The organism is uncultured Pseudoflavonifractor sp., from assembly GCF_944387275.1.
In the GTDB taxonomy this organism is placed as follows: domain Bacteria; phylum Bacillota; class Clostridia; order Oscillospirales; family Oscillospiraceae; genus Pseudoflavonifractor; species Pseudoflavonifractor intestinihominis.
On the sequence record NZ_CALXEG010000054.1, the window covers coordinates 1 to 15,980 of the forward strand.

The window sequence follows — 15,980 nt, forward strand, 5'->3', positions numbered from 1 at the left end:
CCGTCGTTATTGGCGTCCACAAAGCCCAGGGCGCAGCCGCGGCAATTGGTGCCGCAGTTGTCGCAGATGCCGTCGTTATTGGCGTCCACAAAGCCCAGGGCGCAGCCGCGGCAATTGGTGCCGCAGTTGTCGCAGATGCCGTCATTGTCGGCGTCCACAAAGCCCAGGGCGCAGCCGCGGCAGTTGGTGCCGCAGTTGTCGCAGATGCCATCGTTGTCGGCATCCACAAAGCCCAGAGCGCAGCCGCGGCAGTTGGTGCCGTAGTTGTCGCACACGCCGTCATTGGCAGCGTCCACATAGCCCGCGCCGTAGCCGGTACCCTGGTAGTTGGTGCCGTAATTGTCGCAGATGCCGTCCCAGTTGGCGCCCGCAAAGCGGCTGCCGTTTCCCCGGCCGGCGGCAAAAGCGCCCGCGGTGATTACAGTGAGAACCAATACCACAGTCAGAGTGCCAATCAATACCTTTTTCATCTTCTTGCCCTCCACAATCGTGAGATAACCCTCATGGGGGTTTCAACCATAATACGATTGAGCAAGGACGTTCCATTCATTTTGCGAAAAAATTTTTTTCCGTTATTTTTCTGCCGCCGCCCGGGCCCGAGCAGGGGAGCCATAGGCGGCTGGCAGGGAGAGCCAATATCAGTTCAGGGTCTCAAGCTCCTCCATCCAGAGGCGTGCAGAGGCGTCGGAAGGCATCCGCCAGTCGCCACGGGGGGACAGAGTCACCGAGCCCACCTTGGGGCCGTCGGGCAGGCAGGAGCGCTTGAACTGCTGGGCAAAGAACCGCCGGTAGAAGTTCTTCAGCCACTTGAGGATGACAGACCGGTCGTACCGGTCCCCGAGGGCCTGCTCCGCCAGGCGGAACACCTTCCGGGGCGGGAAGCCCCAGCGGATAATATAGTAGAGGAAGAAGTCGTGGAGCTCATAGGGACCCACCAGGTCCTCGGTGCGCTGGGCGATCTCGCCGCCCACAGCGGGGAGCAGCTCGGGGGACACGGGGGTGTCCAGAATGTCCTCCAGCACGTGGGACAGGCGGGGGTCCTCCGCCACCTTGTCCCCGGCCACAAAGGACACCAGATGGCGCACCAGGGTCTTGGGGATGGAGGCGTTGACGCCGTACATGGACATGTGGTCGCCGTTGTAGGTGGCCCAGCCCAGGGCCAGCTCGCTCAGGTCGCCGGTACCCACCACCAGGCCGCCGCACTGGTTGGCGATGTCCATCAGCACCTGGGTCCGCTCTCTGGCCTGTCCGTTCTCAAAGGTCACGTCGTGGTTGTCCATGGACTGGCCGATGTCCTTGAAGTGCTGCTTCACCGCCTCGCCGATGTCGATGCGCTTCAGGGTGGCGCCCAGCCGTCCGGCCAGCTCCACAGCGTTGTCCCGGGTACGGTCGGTGGTGCCGAAGCAGGGCATGGTCACCGCGATGATGTCCGACGCGGGCCGGTCCAGCAGCTTCATGGCCACGGCGGCGATCAGGATGGCCAGGGTGGAGTCCAGTCCGCCGGACAGGCCCACTACCGCGGCTGCGGCGTGGGTATGCTCCAGCCGGCGCTTCAGGCCCAGGGCGGCGATCTTCAGGATCTCGTCGCACCGCTCGGCCCGGTCCGCGCTGTCCTCGGGCACAAAGGGGGTGGGGGAGAAGCGGCGGGTCAGGCGGGTCTCCTCCGTATCCAGGTCAAAGTTGACCCGCCCGATCTCCAGGGCCTCCTTGGAAGCGGTATAGGTGTTCATGCGCCGCCGCTCGTACACCAGACGGTCCACGTCAATCTCGCTGACGGTCAGGCCGCAGGCAAAGCGCCGCTCAGCCAGCAGGGCGCCGTTTTCGGCAATGAGATTGTGGCCGGCAAAGACCATGTCGGTGGTGGACTCGCCCTCACCGGCGTCGGCGTACACATAGCCGCACACCAGCCGGGCGGACTGGCCGGTGACCAGGGCCCGGCGGTACTCCGCCTTGCCCACCACCTCGTCGGAGGCGGACAGGTTGAGCATCACCGTGGCTCCGGCGGCGGAGAGCAGGCCGGAGGGGGGCTGGGTGCCCCACAGGTCCTCGCAGATCTCCACGCCGATGACCAGGTTGGGCATGGACTGGCAGCCGAAGAGCTGGCGGGCGCACAGGTCCACATCCTGGCCGCACAGCCTGATATATGCCTCTACGCCCTGGCCGGAGGCAAACCATCTGCCCTCGTAGAACTCGCCGTAATTGGGAAGGGCGGTCTTGGGAACCAGGCCCAAAATCTCTCCCTTGTGTATAACCGCCGCGCAGTTATACAGCTTGTTGTCCCATTTGTTCCGCACCGGCAGGCCCAGGGCGGTGACCATGTCCAGGTTCCGGGTGGCCTCCAGCACGGTGGCCAGGGCTTCCTCGGCCCCCTGGAGCAGGGTGTCGTGGAGGAACAGGTCTCCGCAGGTGTACCCGGTGAGGCACAGCTCGGGCAGCACCAGCACCTTGACGCCCTGCTTGGCCGCCTCCCGCATCAGGGTGAAGCAGGCCTCCGCATTGTGGCGGCAGTCGGCCACTTTGATCTGGGGCGTGCCCGCTGCGACTTTGATAAATCCGTCCCGCATGTAAACAACCTCCTTCGAGGAATGATATCCAGTGATTTTAACACTATATTCTACCCCAACTGCTCTGAGATTGCAACTGTTGGCAGTAGGGAGCGTATGGAGCTGTTAGGGATAATTGTCTTGAAGGAGGCGCTTGGGCTATGCTATGCTTAAATGCAGCTATAAGTTATAGGACATTTACTCAGATAGAGACGTGTGGTTCGAAAACCGGCAGAAGAGATATTGCAAGTAAAAATCTGGGGGGGGACAACGGTGTGAATCTCCAATTTGATCAGACGTTGGCCATAGATTACAGTAGCAGATCACAAATGATCAGAGTGCTCACTGAGGAATGGGTCAAAAACAATATCTATTGTCCGCGCTGTGGAAGTCCGGAGATACAGCGCTTTCCGAATAATAGTGCAGTTGCAGATTTTTTTTGCCCGAACTGTGGAAATGAATATGAGTTAAAAAGTAAAAGCGGTGTGCTGGGACACAAGATAGCAGATGGCGCATATGACACGTTTATTCGGAGAATTACCAGCTATAATAATCCTGATTTCTTTATTCTAAATTATAATGCGGATAAACTGTGCGTAGAAAACGTCTGGATGATTCCAAAGCATTTCTTTGTTCCAGAGGTAGTGGAAAAACGTAAGCCGCTTTCACCGGTAGCGCAAAGGGCTGGATGGACAGGATGTAATATTCTCTTGGACAAAATTCCTGAACAGGGCCGGATTAGAATTATTTATGGCGGGATTCCCGAAGATAAAGAAACTGTGCTGGAACAAGTGCGGCGCTCATCCCTTTTAAGTACAGACAGTTTGGAGGCACGCGGCTGGCTTATGGATGTGCTGGATTGTATAAACAGAATACAGAAGCAGCAGTTTACACTGGAAGACATATATAGATTTGAATGGCAGCTTGCAGACAAACATCCGAAGAACCACAATATCCGGGCAAAAATTCGGCAGCAACTGCAATTGCTAAGAGATAAAGGGTTCATTGCCTTTGTGGGACGTGGGATATATAGGAAAGAATAGCCACGGAGATTGAAAATTTACATTGGAGAGAGCAGGTTGAGCACCAAAAAGCCCCCGGCCGGAAGGCCGGGGGCTTTTTGGGTGTGTGTTGTTCTGCAAAGGTGTTGGAGAGGGATTGGTTGTGTTGGGAGGATTTTAAGTTCTTCTTCCTGAATCCGATATCATCATAACCAATAATTAAGGCTAAATCATGAAGGCATTGTGAATAATTTATGAACTGCTGGGGAAGGATAAAGCGCTGCCTAAAATATCCCAATTTTTTGCACGAATGGGGATTGACACCCCTATAGAGGGATAGTATAATTCACCCTAGGAAATTTGATTTACCTCATGAAAACATAAAATGTGAAGGTGGACAGACATGGATACAGAGAAACAGCGCTGGCATACGCTGGAGACGGAGCAAGTCCTCTCGTCTGTAAAGAGCGACCGGCAGCAGGGCCTGTCCGGGGCGGAGGCGGAGAGCCGCCTGGAGAAGTATGGCCCCAACGCCCTGAGCGAGGGAAAGAAGAAGTCGGTGCTCCAGGTGTTCCTGGAGCAGTTCAAGGACCTGATGGTGATGATCCTCATCGTCGCGGCCCTCATCTCCCTGGCCACCGGCGAGGCGGAGAGCACCATCGTGATTTTCGCGGTGCTCATTCTCAACGCCGTGCTGGGCACGGTGCAGCACTTCAAGGCGGAAAAGTCCCTGGAGAGCCTGAAGGCCATGTCCGCGCCCAGCGCCAAGGTGATACGGGACGGGGTGCGCACCACGGTGCCGTCGCCCCAGGTGGTCCCCGGCGACATCGTGGAGCTGGAGGCCGGCGACATGGTGGTGGCCGACGGCCGCATCCTGGAGAACTACTCCCTCAAGGTCAACGAGAGCTCCCTTACCGGTGAGAGCGAGGCGGTGGAGAAGACCGCCGATGTGATCCCCCAGGGCGACGTGGCCCTGGGCGACCGGAAGAACATGGTGTTCTCCGGCTCCCTGGTGACCTACGGCCGGGCGGTCTTTGTGGTCACCGGCACGGGCATGGACACCGAGCTGGGCAAGGTGGCCGCCCTGATGAACCAGACCCAGCAGCGCAAGACCCCCCTCCAGCAGAGCCTGGACAACTTCTCCAAAAAACTGGCCATCATCATCATGGCCATCTGCGCCCTGGTGTTTGTCCTGGCCCTGTACCGCCAGAAGCCCATTCTGGACGCCCTGATGTTCGCCGTGGCCCTGGCGGTGGCCGCCATCCCCGAGGCCCTGTCCTCCATCGTCACCATCGTCCAGGCCATGGGCACCCAGAAGATGGCCCGGCAGAACGCCATCATGAAGGATCTGAAGGCGGTGGAGACTCTGGGCGCCGTGTCCGTCATCTGCTCGGACAAGACGGGCACCCTGACCCAGAACAAGATGACCCCCCAGAAGATCTACGCCGACGGCATGCTGCTGGACGGGGACCAGCTGGACCTGGCCAACGACGTGCAGCGGCTGCTGCTGAAGGAGGCCCTTCTGGCCAGCGACGCCACCACCGACAAGGAGACCGGTGCCGAGATCGGCGACCCCACCGAGGTGGCCCTAGTCATGCTGGGCAACCGCATCGGCGTGGACGAGGTGGCCTACCGCCGCCAGCACCCCCGTCTGGGCGAGCTGGCCTTTGACTCGGACCGGAAGCTGATGTCCACCTTTCACAGTGTGGAGGGTGTGCCCACTCTGTACACAAAGGGCGCCATCGACGTGCTGCTGGAGCGCTCGGCCTGGCTGCTCACCAGCCAGGGCAAGGTGGAGATGACCCAGGAGCGCCGGGCGGAGATCGCCCGGGTGAATACGGAGCTGTCCCGGCAGGGCCTGCGGGTGCTGTCCTTCGCCTGCAAGGAGCTGGAGGCGGTCCGCCCCCTGACCCTGGAGGACGAGCGGGACTTCACCTTTGTGGGCCTGATCTCCATGATCGACCCGCCCCGTCCCGAGGCCATCCAGGCCGTGGCCGACGCCAAGCGGGGCGGCATCCGCACCATTATGATCACCGGCGACCACAAGATCACCGCCTCTGCCATTGCCAGACAGCTGGGCATCTTCCGGGATGGAGACGAGGCCCTGTCCGGCGTGGAGCTGGACGCCATGAGCGACGATGAGCTGGACCAGCGGCTGGAGAAGATCTCGGTCTATGCCCGCGTGTCCCCTGAGAACAAGATCCGCATCGTGGGGGCCTGGCAGAGAAAGGGCCGCATCGTGTCCATGACCGGCGACGGCGTCAACGACGCCCCCGCCCTCAAGGCCGCCGACATCGGCGTGGCCATGGGCATCACCGGCACCGAGGTCAGCAAGGACGCCGCGTCCATGATCCTCTCCGACGACAACTTTGCCACCATCGTCAAGGCTGTGGTCAACGGCCGCGGCGTGTACACCAACATCAAGAACGCCATCAATTTCCTGCTGTCGGGCAACATGGCGGGCATCTTCTGCGTGCTCATCACCTCCCTGGCCAACCTGCCCATGCCCTTCGCGGCGGTGCACCTGCTGTTCATTAACCTGCTCACCGACTCCCTCCCCGCCATCGCCATTGGCGTGGAGCCGGCGGGGAAGGGCCTGCTGGACCAGAAGCCCAGAGACCCCAAGGAGCCCATCCTCACCCGCTCCCTGCTCACCCGCATCATGGTCTACGGCGCCCTGATCGCCGCCGCCACCATGGGGGCCTTCTTCCTGGGCCTGAACAACGGCGGAGACGCCCTGGCCATGACCATGGCCTTCTCCACCCTCACCCTGGCCCGGCTGTTCCACGGCTTCAACTGCCGGGGCGAGTCCTCCCTGTTCCGCCTGGGCCTGACCACCAACAAGGCCAGCCTGGGCGCCTTTGCCGCCGGCGTGGTGCTCCTGGCCGCGGTGCTCTTTATCCCCGGCCTGACCACCCTGTTCCAGGTGGCGCCCCTCACCGTGCCGCTGGCGGGGGCCATTGTGGGCCTGGCCCTGGTGCCCACCCTGATCATCCAGGCGTGGAAGCTGATTCGGGACCTGAAGAAGGGCCGCTGAGCCGGAAAAATCATCCCATAAACCAACCGGGGTCCGGTCCGCACACAGTGCGGACCGGACCCCGGTCTGTTAGTCCCGCATATCGCACCGGGCGGGGAAGTCCAGATACTGGGACTCGGTCTGGACCACCAGGCGGCGGGAGCCGTCTTCGCTCAGGTCCAGCTCGGCGGGGAGGATGAAACGGACCCCCTCCGCCTGGACGTCCATGGGCCGGGTGCTGTGGTGGGCGGGAAGGAGCAGGGTGCGCATCCCCCGGGGAAAGGCACGGCCCTCCTTGTCCAGCTCCAGCAGCGTGATGGCCACAGCGGTGCGGGTGTCGGGCGGGACGGCCGGCAGGGTGAAGGCAAACTCCACCACGCAGCCGCCGGCGGCGGGGGGGATGCTCCCCAGGTAGTGCACCAGCAGCCCGTCCTGGGCGTGTGCCTCCACGGTGTGCCTGTTGGCGTGCGCTTGGGCGTGTTCCATAACAGTACCGCCTCTCGGCAAAATTCATACGCCCTGTGAGAGCGTATGTACCTATGAATCGGGCGGCGAGGCGGCAGCAGAGAAAAAAGCTGGAAGAGACGGGAGAGGACCGTCCCTTCCAGCTTATGCTCACCGCACCTGTCCGGTGCCGTAGATGACGTACTTGGAGCTGGTCAGCTCCTCCAGGCCCATGGGGCCCCGGGCGTGCATCTTCTGGGTGGAGATGCCGATCTCCGCCCCCAGGCCGAACTCAAAGCCGTCGGTGAAGCGGGTGGAGGCGTTGACATATACCGCCGCCGCGTCCACCTCGTCCAGGAAGCGCTGGGCGGCAAAGTAGTCGGAGGTGACGATGGCCTCCGAGTGGCCGGTGCCGTGGGCGGCGATAAAGTCCGTGGCCTCGTCCTGGTCCTCCACCACCTTGACGGCCAGGATGTAGTCGCCGTACTCGGTGTCCCAGTCCTCCGCCGTGGCGGGCACCGCGCCGGGCAGGATGGCGCAGGTCTCGGGACAGCCGCGGAACTCCACGTGCTTGTCGGCCAGGCGGACCTGGGCCATGGGCAGGAACTGAGCCGCCACCGCCCGGTCCACCAGCAGGCACTCGGCGGCGTTGCACACCGAGGGGCGGGAGCACTTGGCGTTGTAGAGAATGTCGGCCGCCATCTGCAGGTCGGCCTTCTCATGGACATAGATGTGGCACACGCCCACGCCGGTCTGGATGACAGGCACCCGGGCATTCTCCACCACCGAGCGGATGAGGCCCGCGCCGCCTCGGGGGATGAGCACGTCCAGATATTCGGTCAGGCCCATCAGCTCGGCGGCGCTCTCCCGGCTGGTGCTGGCCACCAGGGACACGCAGTCCATGGGCAGGCCGGACCGCTCCAGAGCGTCCCGCATGATGGACGTCAGGGCCATGTTGGAGTGGAGGGCCTCCTTGCCGCCGCGGAGGATGACCGCGTTGCCCGACTTGAGGCACAGGGCGGCGGCGTCCACCGTCACGTTGGGCCGGGCCTCATAGATGATGCCGATGACCCCCAGAGGGACCCGGCGGCGACCGATGATGAGCCCGTTGGGCCGCTTCTCCATCTTTGTGACCTGGCCGATGGGGTCGGGCAGCGCGGCCACCTGCCGCACCCCCTCCACAATGCCGGCGATCCGCTTCTCATCCAGGGCCAGCCGGTCCTGGAGAGACTGGCGCATGCCGCTCTCCCGGGCGGCGTCCAGATCCCGGGCGTTGGCGGAGAGAATCTCCTCCTGCCGGTCCAGCAGCGCCTGGGCGATGGCCTCCAGCGCTTTGTTCTTCTGGGCGGTACCCGCCACGGACAGTACCCGGGCGGCGACTTTGGCGGCCAGCCCCTGGCCTTCCAGAATTGTCATATCGATCCCCCATTTCTCCGCTGACGCGGTGAGATTTTTATATAAAATATATGTATGCAGCGATTACAGCGCCTGCTTGCCTGAGGAGAACCGGGTGCCGATGTCCTCCCCGGCCACGATGCCGTACAGGTCCTCCACCTGCGCACCGTTGGTGATGACCATGTCCACCCCGGCGGACATGGCAATCTCGGCGGCGTTGAGCTTGGTCTGCATGCCGCCGGTGCCCCGCCAGGTGCCCGCGCCCCCCGCCATGGCCCGCAGCTCAGGGGTCACCGCGTCCACATGGTGGATGAGTTTGGCGTCCGGGTTGCTGTGGGGGTCGGCGTCGTAGAGGCCGTCGATGTCGCTCAGGAGCACCAGCAGGTCGGCCTTTACCAGCCGGGCCACAATGGCGGACAGGGTGTCGTTGTCGCCCAGCACCTTGCACTTGCCCGTCTCGATCTCGGCAGAGGACACCGAGTCGTTCTCGTTGACCACCGGGATGACCCCCAGCTCCAGAAGGGATTCAAAGGTGTTGCGCAGGTGTTCCGCCCGGACGGGGGCGTCCACATCCTCGCCGGTGAGCAGGATCTGGGCCACCATCCGGTTGTACTCCCCGAAGAGCTTGTCATAGAGGTGCATGATGGCGCACTGGCCCACAGCGGCGGCGGCCTGCTTCATCCGCAGCTCGCGGGGCCGCTCCTTCAGCCCCAGCTTGGTGGTGCCCACGCCGATGGCACCCGAGGACACCAGCACGATCTCGTGGCCCATGCCCTCCAGGTCGGACAGCGTGCGGGCCAGACGCTCCATATTGTGCAGATTCAGCCGTCCGGTGTCGTGGGTGAGGGACGAAGTGCCCACTTTCACCACAATTCGGAGGCGTTGTGTCTGTGTTTCCACGTTCATTCTCCTTAATCGATCATTTTCCCCGCGGAAAAGCGCGGAATTTAGCTGATACTTAATGCGGAGCTGGATCGCTTTACCTGACAGCAAAGCGCGGCGCAGCCCTGTTACTGCCGATATTGTAGCACAACTTTTCGCAACTATAAAGCATAAAACGCTCCGATGACGAAACAATCAGGAATTGTTCAATAAAAAATGAATTTTTATGGGATTATCGACGTATTTGCTGTTGAAATTCTGCGAGATTCGATGTACAATAACACCGCTGTAAATGGGAGGTGGGCCGGATTTATGCTGAATCTAGTTCTGGTTGAACCGGAAATTCCGCAAAATACCGGCAACATCGCCCGCACCTGCGCGGCCACGCGCAGCCGCCTCCACCTGATCAAGCCCCTGGGGTTTGATATCTCGGACCGGGCGGTGAAGCGGGCCGGGCTGGATTACTGGCATATGGTGGACCTGACGGTCTATGAGAACCTGGAGGATTTCTTCGCCCGTACCGGCGCGGAGGACCTCTGGCTCATGACCACCAAGGCTCCCCGCCCTTACACAGAGGCGGAATTCCGGGACGGGTGCTGGCTGTTCTTCGGCAAGGAGACGGCTGGTCTGCCCCAGGCGTTCCGTGAGGCCCACCGGGACCGGTGCATCCGCATCCCAATGCGCCCCGACGCGCGCAGCCTGAATCTGGCAAATTCCGTCGCCATAGTGACCTACGAAGCATTGCGCCAGTTAGAGTTCCCCGGATTGTCCGGGGAAGGAGAGATGAAAGGAGCTTTCGTATGAACTACAACAAGAAGACCGTGAAAGACATCGACGTCGCCGGCAAGAAGGTCCTCCTCCGCTGCGACTTCAACGTGCCCCTGGCCAAGGACGGCAGCGGCACCATCACCGATGACAAGCGGATCCGCGCCGCTCTGCCCACTATCCAGTACCTGCTGGACCAGGGCGCTGCCGTCATCGCCTGCTCCCACCTGGGCAAGCCTGTCGCCACCTTTGACTCCTATGTGAAGAAGCAGGCCGAGAAGGGCAAGGACCCCGCCTCCATCACCGAGGAGCAGTGGAAGAAGTCCCTGGCTCAGCTGTCCCTGGCCCCTGTTGCCAAGCGCCTGAGCGAGCTGCTGGGCAAGGACGTCATCATGGCCAAGGACGTGGTGGGCCCCGACGCCATGGCCAAGGCCGCTGCGCTCCAGCCCGGCCAGATCATGCTGCTGGAGAACACCCGCTTCGAGAAGGGCGAGACCAAGAACGATCCCGAGCTGGCCAAGAAGATGGCTTCCATGGCTGAGATCTATGTGTCCGACGCCTTCGGCGCCGTGCACCGCGCTCACGCCTCCACCGCCGGCGTGGCCGACTACCTGCCCGCCGTGTCCGGCTTCCTGATCCAGAAGGAGCTGGAGATCATCGGCGGCGCTCTGGCCAATCCCAAGCGTCCTCTGGTGGCCATCCTGGGCGGCTCCAAGGTCTCCTCCAAGATCGGCGTGATCAACAACCTGCTGGAGATCGCCGACACCATCATCATCGGCGGCGGCATGGCCTACACCTTCTCCGCCGCGCAGGGCGGCAAGGTGGGCGACAGCCTGCTGGAGGCCGATTGGGAGTCCTATGCCAACGACATGGTGAAGAAGGCCGCTGAGAAGGGCGTCAAGCTGCTGCTGCCCGTGGACACCGTGGTGGCCAACGCCTTTGCCCCCGACGCTGAGAGCAAGGTGGTCAAGAACGGCGAGATCCCCGACGGCTGGCAGGGCCTGGACATCGGCCCCGAGACCGTGAAGCTGTACTGCGACGCCGTGAAGGACGCCGGCACCGTGATCTGGAACGGCCCCATGGGCGTGTTCGAGTTCCCCGCCTTCGCCAAGGGCACCGAGGCTGTGGCCGAGGCTCTGAGCAAGACCAGCGCCATCACCATCATCGGCGGCGGCGACAGCGCGGCGGCCGTGCAGCAGCTGGGCTATGCCGACAAGATGACCCACATCTCCACCGGTGGCGGCGCCTCCCTGGAGTTCATGGAGGGCAAGGAGCTGCCCGGCGTGGCCTGCCTGCTGGACGCCTGATTAGACAGGGCGCCGCCGCGCGAGCGAAAGCGAGCCGCGCCGAAGGCGCGTCCAAGCGTTTGCGCAGCAGACCTTGCCGCAGGGCGAATTCACTTCGCCCGAGGATGTAACACCTAAGGGGTCCCCGACGGAGCGCTGCTCCGCCGGGGATGCCTCCCTGAACGGGCAGCTTGACCGAGATGCCCGATCTCCGCAGGGCGCGACGAGTCCGGCGCGCCGCCTGCGCAAAGCTTCATATATATGGAAAGGATTGAACTGCAATGAACCGCCGCTACCGCAAGACCATCATCGCCGGAAACTGGAAGATGAACAAGACCCTCTCCGAGACCCGCGCCTTCGCCGAGGAGATTAAGGACATGCTGGGCAGACCCAAGTGGTGTGAGGTCGTCCTCTGCGTGCCCTATGTGAACATTCCCGCCGCTGTGCGCCTGTTCAAGGAGAGCCGCATCGCCATCGGCGCTGAGAACTGCCACTATGAGTCCCACGGCGCCTACACCGGCGAGGTCTCTGCCGAGATGCTCAAGGAGCTGGGCGTGAAGTACGTCATCATCGGCCACTCCGAGCGCCGTCAGTACTACAATGAGACCGACTTCACCGTCAACAAGAAGGTCCACGCCGCTCTGGAGGCCGGCCTGCACCCCATCGTCTGCGTGGGCGAGAGCCTGGAGCAGCGTGAGCTGGGCGTCACCATGGAGCTGATTGCCTATCAGGTCAAGGCCGCTCTGGCCGGCGTGCCCGCCGACAAGATGCGCCACGTGGTCATCGCCTACGAGCCCATCTGGGCCATCGGCACCGGCAAGACCGCTACCGCTGAGCAGGCCGCCGAGGTCTGCGAGAGCATCCGTGTGGTCATCCGCAAGCTGTACGGCGCCCGTGTCGCCCGTGCCGTCACCATCCAGTATGGCGGCTCCATGAACGCCAAGAATGCCGCTGAGCTGCTGGCTCAGCCCGACATTGACGGCGGCCTCATCGGCGGTGCGTCCCTGAAGCCCGCTGACTTCACCAGCATCGTCAACGACGCCAATCAGGAGTAAGAAGAAGCGCTGAGCACCCGGGAGCAGGCGGATAAGCCCGGAGCGGAGCAAACGGACCGGAGACCCGGAAGGGGTGGAGGCCGGCTTGCGCAGTCGGAGGGGCTTAGGCGCCGTCGCGGAGGGTGCAAGGCGTGACAGAACGCGCTGAGCACCCGGGTGCGGCAAAGCGTGACAAAAGGAGACAGCGAGCGGCGGGGCCGCAGGGGCCCGCTGCCCGCCGCTCCGATCTTACCTGAAGGAACTGAGGTTATTTATGAGTAAAACACCGACTACTCTTATCATTATGGATGGCTACGGTCTCCGCAGCGAGACCAAGGGCAACGCCATCGCCAACGCCCGCAAGCCCGTGCTGGACAAGCTGTTTGCCGAGAACCCGGTGTGCAAGCTGTCCGCCTCCGGCCTGGATGTGGGTCTGCCCGAGGGCCAGATGGGCAACTCCGAGGTGGGCCACACCAACATCGGCGCCGGCCGCGTGGTGTTCCAGGATCTGCCCCGGATCTCCAAGTCCATCAAGGACGGCGACTTCTTCCAGAACCCCGAGTACCTGCGGGCCATGGAGAACGCCAAGCAGGAGGGCCACGCCCTCCACGTGATGGGTCTGCTGTCTGACGGCGGCGTCCACAGCCACATCACCCACATCTTCGCGCTGCTGGACATGGCCAAGCAGCAGGGCGTGAAGGACGTCTATGTCCACGCCTTCCTGGACGGCCGTGACGTGCCCCCCTCCTCCGGCAAGGGCTACGTGGAGCAGCTGGCTGAGAAGTGCGCCCAGCTGGGCAACGCCCATGTCGGCGTCATCTCCGGCCGCTTCTATGCCATGGACCGTGACAAGCGCTGGGAGCGTCTGGTCAGAGCCTATGACGCCCTGGTGCTGGGCGAGGCCCCCTTTGAGGCCGACCCCGTGGCCGCCGTGCAGAAGTCCTATGACGCCGGCGTCACCGACGAGTTCGTGGAGCCTGTCATCTGCTGCAAGGACGCGGTCATCAAGTCCGGCGACAGCGTGGTGTTCATGAACTTCCGCCCCGACCGGGCCCGTGAGATCACCCGCAGCCTGGTGGACCCCGACTTTGACGGCTTTGAGCGGAAGAAGGGCTTCTTCCCCCTGACCTATGTCTGCACCACCTCCTATGACGCCACCATGCCCAACGTGACGGTGGCTTTCCCCCATCACGAGCTGAAGAACATCTTCGGCGAGTATATCTCCCGCCTGGGCCTGACCCAGCTCCGCATTGCCGAGACCGAGAAGTACGCCCACGTGACCTTCTTCTTCAACGGCGGCGTGGAGCAGGTGTTCCCCGGCGAGGACCGCTGCCTGATCCCCTCCCCCAAGGTGCCCACCTACGACCTCAAGCCCGACATGAGCGCCCGTGAGGTCACCGACGAGGCGGTGAAGCGCATCGAGAGCGGCAACTATGATGTGGTTATCCTGAACTTCGCCAACTGCGACATGGTGGGCCACACCGGCGTGTACGAGGCTGCCCGCCTGGCCGTTGAGACCGTGGACGAGTGCGTGGGCCGGGTCGTGGAGGCCACCCGCAAGATGGGCGGCGTGGCCCTCATCACTGCCGACCACGGCAACGCCGACCGGATGCTGGACGACGACGGGGTCACCCCCTACACCGCCCACACCACCAGCCTGGTGCCCTTCTGCATCGTGGGCGCCAACGTGAAGCTGCGCGACGGCCGTCTGGCCGACATCGCCCCCACCATGCTGGATCTGATGGGCCTTGAAAAGCCCGCGGAGATGGACGGCAATACCCTGATCGAGGCCTAAAAGGCTTTTCAAGGGCCATCCCGCCGCAAGGCGGACCGGCGCCTGCGCCGTCCAAGCGTTTTGCGCGGAGCGGAAAACCTTGGCGCTGACCGGATTCACTCCGGGCAGCGTGAAGTGAAATTCGGGGTCCCCGGGCGGCGAAGCCGGCTGGGGCGCCTTGAAAAGCCCGCAGAGATGGACGGCAACACCCTGATCGAGGCCGGATTTGTATGTTCGGGCGGTTCCTGCCGCCCTGACAGATAGAAGGCACGGCAGAAAGACCGGAAGCCGTGTCCCTAAAATGAAAGGAGTTTTTGAACATGAAGCAGATTATCGAGATCGTTGATGTTCTGGGCCGTGAGATTCTGGACAGCCGCGGCAACCCCACCGTCGAGGTCGAGGTCTACCTGGAGGACGGCACTGTCGGCCGCGCCAGCGTGCCCTCCGGCGCTTCCACCGGTATCTATGAGGCCTGCGAGCTCCGCGACGGCGACAAGAGCCGTTACCAGGGCAAGGGCGTCCTCAACGCCGTGAAGAACGTCAACACCGAGATCGCCGAGTGCCTGGTGGGCATGAACGTCCTGGACCAGGTGGCCATCGACAAGGCCATGATCGCTCTGGACGGCACCCCCAATAAGTCCCGTCTGGGCGCCAACGCCATCCTGGGCGCCTCCCTGGCCTGCGCCAAGGCCGCTGCCGAGAGCCTGGGCACCAGCCTGTACAACTACATCGGCGGCGTCAACGCCAAGGTCCTGCCCGTGCCCATGATGAACATCCTCAACGGCGGCGCTCACGCCACCAACAACGTGGACATCCAGGAGTTCATGATCATGCCCGTGTCCGCTCCCTCCTTCCGTGAGGCTCTGCGCCGCTGCGCCGAGGTGTTCCACACCCTGAAGACCGTTCTGAAGGAGAATGGCACTCCCGCCGCTGGCGTGGGTGACGAGGGCGGCTACGCTCCCAACCTGAAGAAGGACGAGGACGCTCTGAAGGTGATCGTCCAGGCCATTGAGAAGGCCGGCTACAAGCCCGGCGAGGACTTCATGATCGCCATCGACGCCGCCGTGTCCGAGTGGTACAACGAGGAGACCGGCTGCTACGACCTGCCCAAGGCCAAGAAGACCATGACCAAGCAGCAGATGGTCAACATGTGGAAGAAGTTCGCCGACAACTACCCCATCATCTCCATGGAGGACTGCATGGGCGAGGACGACTGGGAAGGCTGGGGCATGCTCACCAAGGCCCTGGGCGACCGCGTCCAGCTGGTGGGCGACGACCTGTTCGTCACCAACTCCGAGCGCGTGCAGAAGGGTCTGGACCTGCACGTGGCCAACGCCGTGCTGATCAAGGTCAACCAGATCGGCACCCTGACCGAGACCCTGGACACCATCCAGAAGGCCAACCGCGCCGGCTACACCGCCGTCGTGTCTCACCGCTCCGGCGAGACCGAGGACGCCACCATTGCCGACATCGTGGTGGGCATGAACGCCGGCCAGATCAAGACCGGCGCTCCCAGCCGTACCGACCGTGTGGCCAAGTACAACCAGCTGCTCCGCATCGAGGAGGAGCTGGGCGATGTGGCTCAGTACTGGGGCAAGGACGCTTTCTTCAACCTGAAGAAGTAATTTCAGCCTGCAAGGGGCCGCTGTCCGAAAGGACAGCGGCCCCGTTTTTTATGTCGCCCAGCCCCTGCCCCATCTCAGATGGGGCAGGGGCTGGGCCGTGAATAAAAAGCAGAATAAAAAGAGGAATCCCGCGCAAGTCGATAAGGTAGAATAAGTTTCGCAAAAAGAAAAAGAGACATGGTTTGCAGATCTCTGGTAGAATGAAGTCGCGACAC

Annotated in this window: 13 protein-coding genes; 7 read left to right on the forward strand and 6 right to left on the reverse strand. The window is 62.6% G+C overall.

Translation table 11 applies throughout. The features are described from left to right. Positions 1 to 470: hypothetical protein (locus tag Q0K23_RS11565; RefSeq protein WP_294522357.1), on the reverse strand; the 470-nt coding region annotated here is incomplete at its 3' end. A gap of 168 nt (positions 471 to 638) precedes the next feature. Further along, on the reverse strand, positions 639 to 2,564 hold the full coding sequence (locus Q0K23_RS11570; RefSeq protein ID WP_294522359.1) for an NAD(+) synthase: 1,926 nt from the start codon (positions 2,562 to 2,564) through the stop codon (positions 639 to 641). Between the two features lie 140 nt (positions 2,565 to 2,704). On the opposite strand from Q0K23_RS11570, the gene Q0K23_RS11575 reads away from it, so the two are divergent. Both Q0K23_RS11575 and Q0K23_RS11580 read left to right on the forward strand, forming a co-directional pair. Further along, a complete protein-coding gene (locus Q0K23_RS11575) occupies positions 2,705 to 3,586 on the forward strand; it encodes a DpnI domain-containing protein (RefSeq protein WP_367179075.1) in 882 nt (293 codons plus the stop codon). Between the two features lie 361 nt (positions 3,587 to 3,947). Continuing rightward, a complete protein-coding gene (locus tag Q0K23_RS11580) occupies positions 3,948 to 6,581 on the forward strand; it encodes a cation-translocating P-type ATPase (RefSeq protein WP_294522360.1) in 2,634 nt (877 codons plus the stop codon). 69 nt (positions 6,582 to 6,650) lie between these two features. On the opposite strand, the gene Q0K23_RS11585 is transcribed toward Q0K23_RS11580, so the two are convergent. The 3 genes from Q0K23_RS11585 to proB all read right to left on the reverse strand — a co-directional run bounded on the left by Q0K23_RS11585 (position 6,651) and on the right by proB (position 9,305). Continuing rightward, positions 6,651 to 7,046 carry a hypothetical protein gene (locus Q0K23_RS11585; RefSeq protein WP_294522361.1) on the reverse strand — a complete coding sequence of 132 codons (396 nt, stop codon included), beginning with the start codon at positions 7,044 to 7,046 and terminating at the stop codon, positions 6,651 to 6,653. A gap of 129 nt (positions 7,047 to 7,175) precedes the next feature. Then, positions 7,176 to 8,420, reverse strand: a complete 1,245-nt coding sequence (locus tag Q0K23_RS11590) for a glutamate-5-semialdehyde dehydrogenase (protein ID WP_294522362.1) — start codon at positions 8,418 to 8,420, stop codon at positions 7,176 to 7,178. A 63-nt stretch (positions 8,421 to 8,483) separates the two neighbouring features. Further along, the gene (gene proB / locus Q0K23_RS11595; RefSeq protein WP_294522364.1) at positions 8,484 to 9,305 is read right to left on the reverse strand and encodes a glutamate 5-kinase; all 822 of its coding nucleotides are present in this window, start codon (positions 9,303 to 9,305) and stop codon (positions 8,484 to 8,486) included. Between the two features lie 288 nt (positions 9,306 to 9,593). Here proB and trmL point away from each other — a divergent pair, with 288 nt between their 5' ends. From trmL to eno, 5 genes are all read left to right on the forward strand, one after another. Then, complete coding sequence (trmL, locus tag Q0K23_RS11600; protein ID WP_294522369.1) at positions 9,594 to 10,085, forward strand: tRNA (uridine(34)/cytosine(34)/5-carboxymethylaminomethyluridine(34)-2'-O)-methyltransferase TrmL; 492 nt, start codon at positions 9,594 to 9,596, stop codon at positions 10,083 to 10,085. Further along, a complete protein-coding gene (gene pgk / locus Q0K23_RS11605; protein ID WP_294522373.1) occupies positions 10,082 to 11,353 on the forward strand; it encodes a phosphoglycerate kinase in 1,272 nt (423 codons plus the stop codon). Before trmL ends, pgk begins: the two co-directional genes overlap by 4 nt. A 260-nt stretch (positions 11,354 to 11,613) precedes the next feature. Beyond that, complete coding sequence (gene tpiA / locus Q0K23_RS11610; protein WP_294522375.1) at positions 11,614 to 12,387, forward strand: triose-phosphate isomerase; 774 nt, start codon at positions 11,614 to 11,616, stop codon at positions 12,385 to 12,387. 253 nt (positions 12,388 to 12,640) lie between these two features. Continuing rightward, the gene (gene gpmI, locus Q0K23_RS11615) at positions 12,641 to 14,161 is read left to right on the forward strand and encodes a 2,3-bisphosphoglycerate-independent phosphoglycerate mutase (protein WP_294522377.1); all 1,521 of its coding nucleotides are present in this window, start codon (positions 12,641 to 12,643) and stop codon (positions 14,159 to 14,161) included. Positions 14,162 to 14,460: 299 nt separating this feature from the next. After that, positions 14,461 to 15,765, forward strand: coding sequence for a phosphopyruvate hydratase (eno, locus tag Q0K23_RS11620; RefSeq protein ID WP_294522380.1), 1,305 nt, complete (start codon positions 14,461 to 14,463; stop codon positions 15,763 to 15,765). Here the strand turns inward: eno and Q0K23_RS11625 are convergent. Next, a partial coding sequence (locus tag Q0K23_RS11625; protein ID WP_294522382.1) for a hypothetical protein occupies positions 15,749 to 15,980 on the reverse strand: 232 nt, incomplete at its 5' end. The two genes, eno and Q0K23_RS11625, sit on opposite strands and share 17 nt — an antisense overlap.